General features: G+C 49.5%; 13 protein-coding genes. 5 read left to right on the forward strand and 8 right to left on the reverse strand.

Annotation, left to right across the window (positions count from 1 at the left end; all coding sequences use genetic code 11):
• Positions 1-22: 22 nt before the first annotated feature.
• The 4 genes from ACHA8N_RS09945 to ACHA8N_RS09960 form a co-directional block, all read right to left on the reverse strand.
• Positions 23-457 (reverse strand): DUF4362 domain-containing protein, encoded by a 435-nt coding sequence (locus tag ACHA8N_RS09945; protein ID WP_393965567.1) that lies wholly within the window; start codon positions 455-457, stop codon positions 23-25.
• 12 nt (positions 458-469) lie between these two features.
• The gene (locus ACHA8N_RS09950; RefSeq protein ID WP_147511311.1) at positions 470-1762 is read right to left on the reverse strand and encodes a protoglobin domain-containing protein; all 1293 of its coding nucleotides are present in this window, start codon (positions 1760-1762) and stop codon (positions 470-472) included.
• Between the two features lie 170 nt (positions 1763-1932).
• Entirely contained in the window at positions 1933-2448 is a 516-nt protein-coding gene (locus ACHA8N_RS09955) for an SRPBCC family protein (RefSeq protein ID WP_393965568.1), read from the reverse strand.
• The gene (locus ACHA8N_RS09960) at positions 2438-2794 is read right to left on the reverse strand and encodes an ArsR/SmtB family transcription factor (RefSeq protein WP_393965569.1); all 357 of its coding nucleotides are present in this window, start codon (positions 2792-2794) and stop codon (positions 2438-2440) included. The genes ACHA8N_RS09955 and ACHA8N_RS09960 overlap by 11 nt, the downstream gene beginning before the upstream one ends.
• Positions 2795-2936: 142 nt before the next feature.
• On the opposite strand from ACHA8N_RS09960, the gene ACHA8N_RS09965 reads away from it, so the two are divergent.
• A complete protein-coding gene (locus tag ACHA8N_RS09965) occupies positions 2937-3803 on the forward strand; it encodes a LysR family transcriptional regulator (protein ID WP_393965570.1) in 867 nt (288 codons plus the stop codon).
• On the opposite strand, the gene ACHA8N_RS09970 is transcribed toward ACHA8N_RS09965, so the two are convergent.
• Positions 3785-4411, reverse strand: coding sequence for a hypothetical protein (locus ACHA8N_RS09970; RefSeq protein ID WP_393965571.1), 627 nt, complete (start codon positions 4409-4411; stop codon positions 3785-3787). The genes ACHA8N_RS09965 and ACHA8N_RS09970 overlap by 19 nt on opposite strands.
• Before the next feature lie 120 nt (positions 4412-4531).
• On the opposite strand from ACHA8N_RS09970, the gene ACHA8N_RS09975 reads away from it, so the two are divergent.
• The 3 genes from ACHA8N_RS09975 (at position 4532) to ACHA8N_RS09985 (ending at position 7273) form a co-directional block, all read left to right on the forward strand.
• Positions 4532-5299 carry an SDR family NAD(P)-dependent oxidoreductase gene (locus tag ACHA8N_RS09975; RefSeq protein WP_393965572.1) on the forward strand — a complete coding sequence of 256 codons (768 nt, stop codon included), beginning with the start codon at positions 4532-4534 and terminating at the stop codon, positions 5297-5299.
• A gap of 84 nt (positions 5300-5383) precedes the next feature.
• On the forward strand, positions 5384-6205 hold the full coding sequence (locus ACHA8N_RS09980) for an SDR family NAD(P)-dependent oxidoreductase (protein WP_393965573.1): 822 nt from the start codon (positions 5384-5386) through the stop codon (positions 6203-6205).
• 21 nt (positions 6206-6226) lie between these two features.
• Positions 6227-7273: a phosphotransferase gene (locus ACHA8N_RS09985; protein ID WP_393965574.1), complete on the forward strand. Its 1047-nt coding sequence runs from the start codon at positions 6227-6229 to the stop codon at positions 7271-7273.
• Between the two features lie 30 nt (positions 7274-7303).
• On the opposite strand, the gene ACHA8N_RS09990 is transcribed toward ACHA8N_RS09985, so the two are convergent.
• Together ACHA8N_RS09990 and ACHA8N_RS09995 are read right to left on the reverse strand one after the other, a co-directional pair.
• The gene (locus tag ACHA8N_RS09990) at positions 7304-8368 is read right to left on the reverse strand and encodes a hypothetical protein (RefSeq protein ID WP_393965575.1); all 1065 of its coding nucleotides are present in this window, start codon (positions 8366-8368) and stop codon (positions 7304-7306) included.
• 51 nt (positions 8369-8419) lie between these two features.
• A complete protein-coding gene (locus ACHA8N_RS09995) occupies positions 8420-9682 on the reverse strand; it encodes a polysaccharide deacetylase family protein (RefSeq protein WP_393965576.1) in 1263 nt (420 codons plus the stop codon).
• A 191-nt stretch (positions 9683-9873) separates the two neighbouring features.
• Here ACHA8N_RS09995 and ACHA8N_RS10000 point away from each other — a divergent pair, with 191 nt between their 5' ends.
• Positions 9874-11289 carry an NAD-dependent succinate-semialdehyde dehydrogenase gene (locus ACHA8N_RS10000; protein WP_028106327.1) on the forward strand — a complete coding sequence of 472 codons (1416 nt, stop codon included), beginning with the start codon at positions 9874-9876 and terminating at the stop codon, positions 11287-11289.
• 43 nt (positions 11290-11332) lie between these two features.
• On the opposite strand, the gene ACHA8N_RS10005 is transcribed toward ACHA8N_RS10000, so the two are convergent.
• Positions 11333-13345, reverse strand: coding sequence for a Na+/H+ antiporter (locus ACHA8N_RS10005; protein ID WP_393965577.1), 2013 nt, complete (start codon positions 13343-13345; stop codon positions 11333-11335).
• Between the last annotated feature and the right edge of the window lie 62 nt (positions 13346-13407).

Raw genomic sequence — 13407 nt, forward strand, 5'->3', positions numbered from 1 at the left:
TCAGATGGGGATCGACCGTTTTTCATTTTTTAAGTTCATCAGGATCCGATTTAAAAATCTCATGATCCGTTCCTTCTTCACAATCAGTCAAGGTAAAGATGGATTGATCATTTTCAACCTGTTCCTTCAAGTTTTGACACACTTCTTTGTTCCGATCGTCCGTTTCGGAACCATACTCGTCGCGGGACGAATCAAGTGAATACTCAAACTCTTTTCCGTCAAAGGTGATGTCTTCGATAATCGCATCTCCCTCTGTCGTATAATTCGTCATTCGGATCGTATCTTTTTTCTGTGCGTCCACCTTTTTCAAAAAAATCTCGAACCGGTCGATGTTTGCCCGCTCCGGTGACATGACGATATCCCCGTTTTTGATCGCTTCTTCTGACGGGTAACTTGTTCCGCAACCGGTAAGTGTTAATAAAGAAACCGCCACCAGTCCGACGATTCGTTTCTTCATTTCAGTCCCTCCTTAGAGCGTCGTGGCAACAGTCTGTAGATCATCGGCCGTCTCCGCAATCGACTGGGCAATATGCCGTAACCCTTTAATCGTTCCTGACACTTGTTCCGTATCTTGGGACAACGTAATGATTTGCTGGGAGACATCCATCGTTTGCCTCGAAATTGTCGTAAACGCGTGCACGACACGCGTCAGTTCTTCCGTCGTCCGGACGACGGATTGTTCTGTCCCGTTCATCCGTTCTGAAACTTTTCCCATTTTCGAGGTGATTTCTTGTGCAATACTCGACGCTTCTGTCGCTGAACGTTTACTTTCTTCTGCGAGTTTCCGAATTTCTTGCGCGACGACAGTGAATCCGCGTCCCATTTCTCCTGCCCGTGCCGCTTCAATCGAAGCATTGAGGCTCAGTAAATTCGTCTGATCGGAAATCGCCGTCACCATTCCGGCAATCCGTTCAATCTCTTGCGACAAGAAGGCGAGTTGTGTCATTTGTTCCGTTGTCATCGTCATCTCGGCGACAACCTGTTCAAAACGCTTCGTTTCCGACTCAACCAAATCGACACCGGCTTCCGCTTCTTTCGCAGCACGACTCAGTTGCGTCGCAATCGTTCCCGTCGTAACCGACACCTGTTGGGCATGACGTTCCATTTCCTGAAAACTGGCGGATGACTGTTCACTCATTGCCGCCAATTCTTCCGTCGATTTTTGAACCGCTTGACCCACCCGTAATTTCGAGTCCGACACCAGTTGCCGTTCGTCCTCGACCGTATCTTCGTACATCGTCAAGACGATTTGTTGTTCAAGGTTAAACAACTTCCCGACCGACTGAACGATGCGGACTTGTTCCGATATTGGCAACGTACTTTGCTCGACTTGCCGGCTTAAGACGTTCAATACCTTCTGAAAGGCTGCGATGTACCATTTATTGTGGAGACCAATCCGGACATGACGGTCGGCGATTCGTTTTCGGACGTTGATGTAGTCCGGCGTGACCTGTCCGTCAAACATCTGGAGGATATGCTGTGCAAGCGTTCCTTTTAACCGTTCAAGTGTTGAATGTTGTTCAATCAATTGTTTCAGCTCTGGCACCCGAACTAATTCCGCATAAAACGCATCAACCATCTGCGGCATCCACTCCGCTACATCGTGACGAATCAAACGGACGACTTGTAAATCCTCGACCGTCAAATCAATTAACTGAAGTTGTTGCGTAAATGCTGCCCCCGCTTCTAAACGAACATGTTCGCGTTCCTGTTGCATCCGTTCTGAGAACGTCATCCCTTGTTGTTTCGACCACCATTTCACACTATCAATCTCCTTTTTCAATCATCTCATCTTGTATAACGGCTTCGTGCTGCTAAAGATGAAGCGTTTTCCTTTGAATTCCCAAAACGAAAGGCTTTTCTTCCAAAAGAGTGACTAATAGGGGTAGATATTAAAAAAAACAACCCGTCAGTGACGGATTGTCTGATACTTTAGGGAAGGGTTCGTTGCAAAAGCCAATGATCGAGACGATGCAATTGTGACGTAAACCCTTCTTTCATTCCCATCTCAAGGACTTGTTTTACGGCTTCCTCGGTCTTAAAGTCAGACCGGAACACCACACGGGTTTGATCACCGACTACTTCGAATATCGTCACATTTTCACTGCCCGGCAGTTCTTCGGAAATTGTACCTGACGCGTCCGAAAAATAGTCGGCGTGGGCGTAACGATGCGGCGCGTCGATCTGCCGGAAAATCGCTTTTCCCCATGACTCCATTCCGTAAAAATCGCCTTGTGCGGGATCCTTGCAACGCATGCAGTAATGCCAGATACCGCCTTCAACAAAGTCGAATGTCGTAATTTCCGTCTCCCAGCCTTCTGGTCCCCACCAGGCTTCGAGTTGTTCTTTTTGCGTAAACGCGGCGAACACCATCTCGCGCGGGGCGGCAAATGTCCATTCCATTTGTAAGACGGAACCATCCACGGTCGTTTTTAATTTATCCTCCATCTTTATTCACTCCTTCTGAATCGACTGATTTCTGCTGCTGTTCCAAGTACGCTTCAAGCCGGACCATCCGACTGACCATCTGCTGTTCAAACGATTGACTCCACGCAGTAATGCCTTGAAATACTTCCGTCCGTAAATGATAGATCCGGCGGTTCGCGACCGGCTCCATCCAGACAATGTCCGCTTCGAGCAAAACCTTTAAGTGTTTCGATGTCTGTGGTTGATTCAACTGCAGTTGCACCGCAATCTCACCGACCGGTAACGGACCCGTCTTCAACAGTTCAACGATCTTCAATCGATTGGCATCGGATAAAGCAAATAACGTTCGTGCAAGCCCATCTGACATGATTTCCACCTCTTCTGTATCTATATACCCTTTAAGGAATATTCCAAACAAGGAATATATAAAATTGAGCGGAAAAGTTGTCTTTTCGAGCTGACGTACAGTATCGTCAAGGCAGAACAACATGTAGAGAGAGTGAATTCTGATGAAAACCGAATGGCTTGAAGCCTTTCATGTCACGGCGGAAACAGCCAGCCTGACGAAAGCGAGCGAGTTGCTGCACATGACGCAACCTGCGCTCAGTAAACAAATCAAAAATCTTGAACAAGCCGTCGGAACTGCCCTGTTCACCCGGACGACGAGTGGCGTCTCCTTGACCCCGGCAGGAGAAATCATGTTCAAAGAAGGACAGCGGATCATCGAACAGCTCGACGAGATGCAACGGCAAATTGATCAATTGCAGGGTCAGACGTCGTTTACCCTCGGTTCCTGGCCGAGTGTCGCCATGTCTTACCTGCCGCAACACTTCGCCAACCATCCATCGGTGGACGGTCCGGAACTCAAGATCAAGACGGCCCATACGTACATCGAGCTGATGGCCGGGCTGGAGCAGCATCAGTACGATGCCGTGTTGCTCGATGACCGGCAGATTGACCATCCGTATCCGTCGACGCACCTGTATACGGAACCGTTTTTACTGTACTTCCACGAAGCCGACGAGCGGTTTGAAGGCTGTGTCGACGTCCGCTTTGATCAGATTGAAGCTTCGTCATTCCTGTCGTTGCCAATCGACTGTGACTCGACGAACATCTTAAAGGCGGCTTTCGCTGAGCGTAGCGCGACCTATACCATCGCGTCAGAAATGGAATTTGGCTCAAGCGTCCTCGGCTTCATCCGGGCAAAACTCGGGATTGCGATTTTACCGGCCATCTTCCAGGATGGTCTTCCTCCGGAAATCCGGACCCTGCCGATCACCGGCTTCGACGTGACACGCGAATTGTCTCTCGTGACGCGGGATGCGGAACACCATCAGACGTTACTCCGCCTGATTGGTCATCCCCGCAACCGTTGATCCAGTCGAATTCGAAGTGTATCGATATCGGCACGATCGAGTACCTGCTCGTCGATTTCACCGTATCGGACAACATGATACAGCATCGGATCAATCGTCAACCCAATCCGGTCATGCCAGTCCTTGAGGGTTTCTTCCGGGCGGCGCTTTGAGACGTCAGGCAATTGCCGGTCAAACGACAACATCAAGTGACGAACTTCGGACGCGGAGTCCGTTTGTTTTGCTTGCGGACGCCAGATAGATGGAACCGGGACCGTTCGTAAAACCTGCGAATCCCCTTCTTCCGTTGGATCAAGCGTCTGTTTACGCCAGCGGTATCTGGATAACCGGCGAAAAACAAAAACGGATAATCCGGCTGCGACCAGTGCTCCGATCGGTACCAGTATATCGGGCAGGAACAAGGAGGTTCCTTTGATCATTGGACCGCTCGGAAAATATTTAACTTTAATCGTCGCCGCCTTCAGTCCTTTACGCGGTTCGATCTGGTAATTGAATTCATAATCCGCCGGTTTATAGATGTATGTCTTATAAACATAACGTTCAAAAGCGACCAGCGATGCAGCCAGTACCAAAACAGAAAAAAGCATGAGCCCGAGCTTCCGTTGCATATCGCCCCTCCTTTTTTACCAAATAATAACATAATGTATCTTCATCCATCAGCATTTTTCTTTCTTTTCAGTCAATTTCAGCGTACAGTGAAACTACACTATCAGATGGGATGTGATCGTATGTATTTACCTTCTTTTCGGCTGGATCAAAAAACCGTTCTCGTGACCGGTGCCGGACGCGGAATTGGTCGCGCTCTCGCCATCGGGATGGCGGAAGCCGGCGCGGATGTCCTGCTTGTTGCCCGGACCGAATCCGACTTACAGGAAACAGCGAAACAAATCGAACAGCTCGGACAACGTGCCTTTGTTTTGACGTGTGACGTGACGGACCGGACGCAGGTCCAAGCGACGGTGGACCGTGCCTATACATATGTCGACCGGATCGATGTGCTCGTCAATAACGCCGGGATGAACATCCGCTCGAAAGCACTTGATGTCACGGATGATGAGTGGGAAACGATTCAACAGACGAACTTAAAGTCTGCCTTCCTGTTTTCGCAGGAAATCGGCCGCCGGATGCAGGACACAGGTGGCAGTATCCTCAACATCGCTTCGGTCGCGGGACATGTCGCGCTGCGGACCGGCGTTGTCTACGCGACGACAAAAGCAGCTTTGATTCAGATGACAAAAGTCCTCGCGCTTGAATGGGGTCCAAAAAACATTCGTGTCAATGCGATTGGTCCGTGGTATTTCAAAACGCCGCTGACGGAACCGTTACTCGCTGATCCCGCTTATTTACAGGATATCGTTGATGTGACACCGCTCGGACGGGTCGGTGAACTGACGGAACTCGTCGGACCGGCTGTCTTTCTCGCGTCGGATGCCGGAACATACGTCACCGGACAAACGTTATTCGTGGACGGCGGGATGACGATTAAAGGCTTTTAAGGCGAGACAAAAAGGACTTCCGATCTTGATCGAAAGTCTCTTTTTTCTGTCATTTCCTATTTTAAAGTAAGGTGGGAAATGTGTATGTCTTCATTAAAAGGTAAAATTGCTGTTGTCACCGGTGCTTCACGGGGTGCCGGTCGCGGCATTGCTTACGAACTCGGACGAGCCGGAGCAACCGTTTACGTCACCGGACGCAGTACGCAGGAAGGCTCCACCGACGATCGTCCGGAAACGATTGAACAGACGGCATCAGGTGTCACGGCTCGCGGCGGCAACGGAATTGCGGTCCGCTGTGACCATACGGATCCGGATGATATTAACCGGTTGGTTCAACAGATTCACGATCAGCACGGTCGGATTGATCTGCTCGTCAACAGTGTGTTCGGTGGTTCGGAAGCCTCGCTTCCTCCCGGACAGGGCAAACGGTTTTGGGAACGTCCCCCGGAACACTGGGACGCGATGATGGTCGCCGGACCAAAAGCCTATTTGTTGACGACACGGGCGGCTGTTCCGTTGCTTCAACAAAGTCCGGCTGCATTGATCGTCAATTTGACGTCGTTCAGTCCGAATCAAATGGCCGGCAACTTGTATTACGATTTGGCGATGCAGTCAATCAACCGGATGACGTGTGTGATGGGTCAAAAATTTCGAACGTCTCGCGTCACTTCGATTGCGCTCTGTCCCGGCTTTATGCGGACGGAACGGGTCGTCGACGCAGGATTCAGCAGTGATGCAACCGAGACCACCGCTTACGTCGGACGAGCTGTCGTCGCCCTGGCCCAGGATCCGGATATTCTGCAACGGACCGGGCAAGCTTTGTTCGTGTCGGACCTTGCACGCGACTACGGCTTCACGGATCAGGACGGGACGCAACCGGTATTGTTTCATGTAGAAACAAAATAAAAAAACAAGGTGGGAGTCGAGATGCCTCTTACATATATTTATAATTTGATTCACAAAGCTCTTGATCATTACGGTCTTATTTTTCAATCACTCAAAGTCGATTCCGACACTCTAACGACGTATGGTCAGCATGGTGATTTCCACTACAAAATCCTGGTCGATGAACGTCCGTATTCGATTCGTCTGTTACCAGAACAGCGTTATGCCAATTCTGATTTGTCTCAATCTACATCGGATATCCTTGCCCAACAGTTGCGATACACTGATTATTTGCGGGCACATGGTATTCCGTTCATGGAGCGTGTGAAGTTGGAACCAGATGCTCTTTTTACGACCATCACCGATTCAAATGGACAAAAGTGGACATGTTGTCTGTTTCACTGGATGGACGGACAACATGTGACGGCAAATACAGTACATACGGCCGCTCGGATGGGCACGTTAGCCCGTCGATTGCATGATGTCTCACTTCATCAAGAGGAAATCCGGTTTCCGTTCATTGACCATACGGTTGCCTATCAGCGTTGGCTCGACGATTTACAACGGCTTTCCATCTCACGGATGCCGGAACCGGTCCGAAGTTCCTTGCAAGAGTATCTGAATTTGGCACAACAACATCTCGACACCGCAAGACACCACAAATCTTCTTCCATTCAACCGGTCATCTCGACGGATTTAAATTCGCTCAACATCTTATGGAATCAAGATCAACAAATCATTGGAATCGTTGATCATGAACATATCGGCGTAACCGACCGTGTGCAGGATTTGGCCTGGCTGATCAAATGGTATGCCCGGACTGAAGGGATTGACTCGCATGACGTGTCCGGCCGTTTAGCGAAAATCTTACTTGCCCACTACAACTCTCCGACCGTCCTCGTACCGAAAGAGGATCCGCGACTGGCTTCGTTGCTGTGGCTCTCGGGCTGCTTCAATCTGCATTTCATTGAACGGACAAAACATTTGTTGCAGGAAGCCGGGCAACATCCGGAACAGTATAATCCGCTGCAGCTTCATTTGGAGACATACCATCTTCGGGGCGAGCGATTGACCGGTCTGCTTATCTAAAAAAAGAAACAAGTCGCAGGACTTGTTTCTTTACAACACACGGAACGGACTTAGGCTGTCGGATCTTTTTAAGCGGTACTCAGCAATCTTTTTAAACTTACTGTTCAACGTCATGACCCGGTAGTCATCTGTTTTCGTAGTTAGTTCAAGGACATGGTATGTTTTCGTCTTGGCGTCATACGTGTAGTCAATCAAATCATGATCATTGTCATATAGGAGACGGGCTTGTTTTGTGCGATGGTTGATTTCAAACATGCAGTCCATATTAAAAATCAGTTCGGTTCCTCTTGAAAGCATTTGTGTTTTCTCTACTCCGCCTTTTACGTACTGGTTCGATGTCATCATTTTCGTGCTACGTTGTTTCTTCGTGTCATAAGACAGGATAGTCAATTTATTATCATTTTTCAGAGAAGTACCATAAATCTTCAGCTGTGAACCGTTCTGTCGTATATGATCAGCATGAATTAACTGTTTGAAGGTTTCCTGGTGGAGAGACTTGAATGATGTTGTATCAAAAGTATGTAGTTTGATGGAGTAATCGATTCCTTTCATATGATCTGCCAGGACATATAATTTGTCACCAGTCACAATCAGGTCTCTTCCAAATCCGGTATAGCGTTTCGTCGCACCGATTTTCTTGAAATCCAATGTGTATTTCGAAAGTGAAAATTGATTAATCGCCGATAAACTCATTGCGTAATAGACATTTTTGTATTTTTTAATCCGCATCGGTCCCAGTTCGACCTGCTTGATTACTTTCTTGCTGTTCTTCAGATCGATGACACGGTCGCCGAAAGAGCTGTACAGTAATCCGTCATGCAGACGATCGACGCCACCTAATGTATAACGCACTGTCTCAATCCGTTTGCCCCCGATATAGGTCTCGAACGTTGTTAACGGTTGCCGATAGCTTGTTGATACGATTTGATATGTATCTTGTTGCGCTGATACCTGATGATTAAATCCAATTGAAGAACTGACAATCGTTGCTGCAAGCAGCAGCTTATAACCTGTCTGTATATTCTTGAACTCCTTTTTTTCAAAGCAGTATTGAGAATAAATTTCTCTATATAAATAATACCCATTTAATGTCACGTAGAAAGCCGCGAATCATTAAATGGGTCAATTCGTTTTTCATTAATCAGATCATTTTGTGACGACCGGGCGCATCGGATCAAAAACAGTTTTCGCATCAAAAAAAGGATCCAAAACGTTGGTCTTCCCGGCAATCGCTTGGCGGAGACGGATCCCGTCGACATTGATCCGCGCCTGTCGGTAATAGTCTTTCCCCGCCTGCTTCCAGGCATGCTGCGAGGCATCCACATTATAAAAATAGCGGAATCCTTTTTGCGTCAAGTACCGGTATTTGTCGCCGCTGTATCCATGCCAGTCCTGAATGTCACTGCCGTACGGATATATCAACTGACGGGTCGACCCGATCAGTGGCATGACGTCGCGGTTGTAACGGTCCGTATCCGCTTGAATGGTCGCCAGACTGACTTTACCGACTGAGATATGACCGTACGTGTGACTCGCAAACTGCCAACCGTCTTTTTTGAGCGCGGTTGCCGTTACTTTCGCTGCTTGACGCGCCCGTTCGACTTTGGCTGACTTGCCGTACTGGGCATACGATGACCGGTAACCGAGGACACCGTTGTATCCGGTGATGCCGAGCACTCCTTTGGCGCCGCGATACGAAAAATCGGGATGTTGCGCAACAAACTGATCGACGACCGGAACGAGATCGTAGGCCCCATCTGCTTTACCGGTCATCGTGTTTGTGATCTGTCCGTTGTGTTCTCGTAATGTCGTCGCAAATCCGTCACCCGTCATGTATTCATAGTAATTGACGTCATCTTGCGACAGGACGAGCGGATGCTTGCCCTTCGGAAACGCGAGTGCCGTCTCTGTCATCCGTCCGTCTTTCCACATTGCAAGATCTGTTGGTCGGACAAGGACGTAGTTCCGCTTATACAGTCCACTCAGAATTCGTTTAAATTCGCCGAGCGTCACCATGTAATCGTCATAGCCCTGCTCTTTCCGGTCTCCGTCAAAGGCATGCTTCGGCTCTGCAATCAACGAATGGAAAAACAGATGCGGCACGGCGGTTCCGGCTTTGATCGGAACGAGCTTTGCTTGTTTCGCCACGTATTCTGCCCGCTTTTGTTTCGCTTCCGCCGTCTGTAGCCGGTCAACAATCCGAATCGCCCGCCCGTAATCATACTGCGCGGCAATGCCGTCCGCCCGTTTCAGTTCCTGCTCTATGTAGGCTTCATCCGTCGCTTGCCGTTTTTTGGTCTGTTCCGTTCCCGTCTGCTTCGGTTTCGGAACCGGTTTTATGACGTCCTGCCCACACCCGCTGATCAATAAAACACTTACTACGCTTATTCCAACCCATCTGCTGTTCATTGAAACCACACTCCTTCTTATACGACTGAACACTAATACCACTTCCTTTCTTATTCCCGATTATTCAGCTGATTAACTATTTTGTCGGGGCATTCCATTTCGTTATGCCCCCCATCCAAAGCGGAAGTACACAAACCGGTCCGATGGGTGTTTAATAAGGGACGTAATGAAAACACACGGAGGTGCAACACATGATTGAACAAAACGTAATCAATGGAGTTTGGTATAACACAGAAGAAACGATTCCCGTCTTTAACCCGGCAACAAAAGAATTACTCGGACACGTCCCAAGCAGCACAGCTGACGATGCAGCACGTGCCGTCGATGCGGCAAGTACAGCTTTCGTTGACTGGTCACAGCGGACAGCCGATGACCGCGCTGATAAAATTGATGCCTGGTACCGGTTGATTCAGGAACACCGGGATGAACTGGCGGACATCATGACACGCGAACAAGGGAAACCGTTCGTCGAAGCACGCGGGGAAATCGACTACGGCAATCAATATGTCCGGTGGTACGCAGAAGAAGCGCGCCGGATTTACGGGGAAACGATTCCGGCATCTGTTCCCGGAAAACGGCTCTTCGTCGAAAAAGAACCGGTTGGTGTCGTTGCGGCAATCACACCATGGAACTTCCCGGCGGCGATGATTACACGGAAACTCGCGCCGGCCCTCGCTGCCGGCTGTACCGTCGTGCTGAAACCATCGGAAGAAACACCCTATACGGCACTTCGTCTCGTCGAACTTGCGATCGAAGCCGGTATTCCAGCTGGCGCAATCAACGTCTTGACGGGTGACGCGGCAACGATCAGCGGTGTCTGGCAAGCGGATTCGCGTGTTCGTAAAATCACCTTTACCGGCTCAACAGCTGTCGGTAAATTGATCATGCGACAAGCAGCGGATACGATGAAAAAACTGTCACTTGAACTCGGTGGACATGCCCCGTTCATCGTCACGGAAAATGCGGATCTCGATAAAGCCGTCCAAGGCGCCATCCGCTCGAAATTCCGCAACGGCGGACAAGCGTGTGTCGCAACGAACCGCTTTTATGTTCAGGCATCGGTTCTTGATGCCTTCACTGAAAAATTCGTCGCCGAAGTCAACCGTTTGAAAGTCGGCAACGGACTCGACGCGGATTCGACGATTGGACCGTTGATCAATGCGAAAGCTGTCGCCAAAGTTAAAGCACACATTGACGACGCCGTCGCAAAAGGTGCAACGATTTTAACAGGCGGAACGATTGACGACTCTGTCGGTTACTTCGTTACACCAACCGTGCTCGGTAATGTCACGGAAGATATGATCTGCATGCAGGAAGAAACGTTTGGTCCGCTCGCTCCGATCTCTGTCTTCGAAACACTCGACGAAGTCATCGAACGCGCGAACAACACACCATACGGTTTAGCGGCATATGCGTTCTCGGAAAAAATTGACGAAGCGCTTCAACTCGGTAAAAAACTCGAGTACGGCATCGTCGGCTTGAACGACGGTGCACCATCGGCTGCCCAAGCACCATTCGGCGGTTATAAAGAAAGTGGACTCGGCCGTGAAGGCGGCGTCTACGGCATCGAGGATTACCTCGAAGTCAAATACTTGTCACTCGGTTAATCACAAACAGCCCCTGTCCATTGGACAAGGGCTGCTTTTTCGTTTACTCGACGTATTCGTAGAGGACGACACTCTCAATATAGTGAATGAATCGGCGCAATTCTTTTTCTTCCTCGCCGGACAAATCGCCTTCGTTTGACATCGAAGCGATTTCTTGACGCTGGACTTCGATTGCCCGCAAACAGAGTTCTTCTTTTTGTTGATCGACGTCGGCTTTCCCGCCGACCGGTGACGACCAACGGGTATGCTTGAAGCGTAACCGTTTGTAGAATTCGAGCACGCTTTGCACGACATCGACCGGATAATCGCCGCGGCATCCTTCGAGTCGGGCGATGACTTCACCCATGACCTGTTCGTACAGTTCATGCTCGACTTGCGTCAGCCGGATCAACTGGTCGGATGACATGTTCGACCGTCTCCGTTTCCAAAGGATCTTCCGGATCGGTTGTGTCAGCCGGAAACGTGCCTCTTTGTCAATCGCTTCGCGTCGATTGTCGATTGACCGGAAAACTTCTTTTTTCAACTGGTCCGGTGTCTCATGATCGGCAAGGAACTGTTTCGTGAAGTCACGTTCCCACTGGACTGCTTCGAGACGCAGTTTTTTCAGTTGTTCATTGAAATGAGTCAATTCTTCTTCACTTTTCTCCTGTGCCCGTAACAGACGTAACATGACATGGTATTCGTTCAACAAATCAAAGGCGACGGTCGAGTTTTCTTCGTTGACGACCTGCTTGATTTCCGTGATGGCGCGAGTCACCATCCGTTGTTTAAACGAATTCAGATCCAGTTCCGGTTGGGCATCTGCCTCCCCGCGGTTGAGCAGCGGCAAGAGGACTGTCGCCAGAACGAGTGTGAAGATGATGACGCCGGCCGCAAGGAAAATGATCAGCGACCGTTCCGGGAACGCTTGTCCCGAGTTGGTCAAAAACGGTAACGACAAGACCCCGACCATCGTGATCGTTCCGCGGACGCCGACGAGTGTCGTGATGACATCCTGTTTAAAGGACGGTTTTTGATGATCCGCTTTTTTCAGGAAACGGTGGTCGAACCAATTGAAGAACATCGTCCAAACCAGACGAATCAAGAGGATGACCCCACCGATTTCAATGACAAACAACATCAAGCGCCAGTTGTTGATTGCGTCATCGGCAAAGATTTCCCGCGTCGCTTCCGGTAATGTCAAACCGAGCAACAAGAAGATGATCCCGTTTAAGATGTAGGCAATCATCGTCCAGATGTTGTCGGTCAACGTCTGCTCCTGGGCAAAAAACGTTTCTGTCCGTTCCTTGATCAAGGCGTGGAGAATCCCGCCCGTAACGACGGCGATGACACCGGAGGCATGCAAGACTTCTTCTGCGACGAAGAAGATGATGAACGGCGTCAAAATTTGCAACAAGGCATAAAAGACGACATCTTCAATCCCTGTCCGGCGTAATTTCATTTTCAACCAGTTCATTGCGATACTGATTGCCAGACCCACGACGGCTCCGACGGCGAACATGTAGATGAATTCCGTCGTCGCTTGTTGAATCGAAAAGTAACCGGTGACGACCGCTGCGACCGCATAGCTGAAGGCGACCAGTCCCGACGCGTCATTGATCAACGACTCTCCGCGGACTAAGTTGAGAATCTGTTCCGGTATCTGGACCCGTTTCGCAATCCCGTTGACGGCAATCGGATCGGTCGGCGAAAGAATCGCCGCAAGCGCAAAGGCTGCCGCGAGTGGAATCACCGGTACAAGCCAGTTGATGAAATAACCGCCGATGATCGTCGTCAGCAACACGAGGACGATTGCATTTCCGAAAATCGCAGCCCGCATCTTCCAAAGTTCTTCGCGCGGGAAATGTGAACTGTCGTTATAAAGGAGCGGTGCAATGAATAACAGCAGGAACCATTCCGATTCGACTTCAATCTTCAGCCCGCTGATTAACAACGCGGCAATCGTTCCGACGAGAATTTGAATCAAGGCGGTCGGGATGAAGCGAATGTAATGCCCGAGTACTTGCGTCAAGATGATTAAGGCAAGCATTAATAAAATCAGTGATAACGTTTCCATAGAAAACCCCTTCCATTCTTTCACTGTTTCTCTGGTTATATCGTAACATAATTTCTCACTGA

This window comes from Exiguobacterium sp. S22-S28 (assembly GCF_043359615.1).
Taxonomy (GTDB): Bacteria; Bacillota; Bacilli; order Exiguobacteriales; family Exiguobacteriaceae; genus Exiguobacterium_A.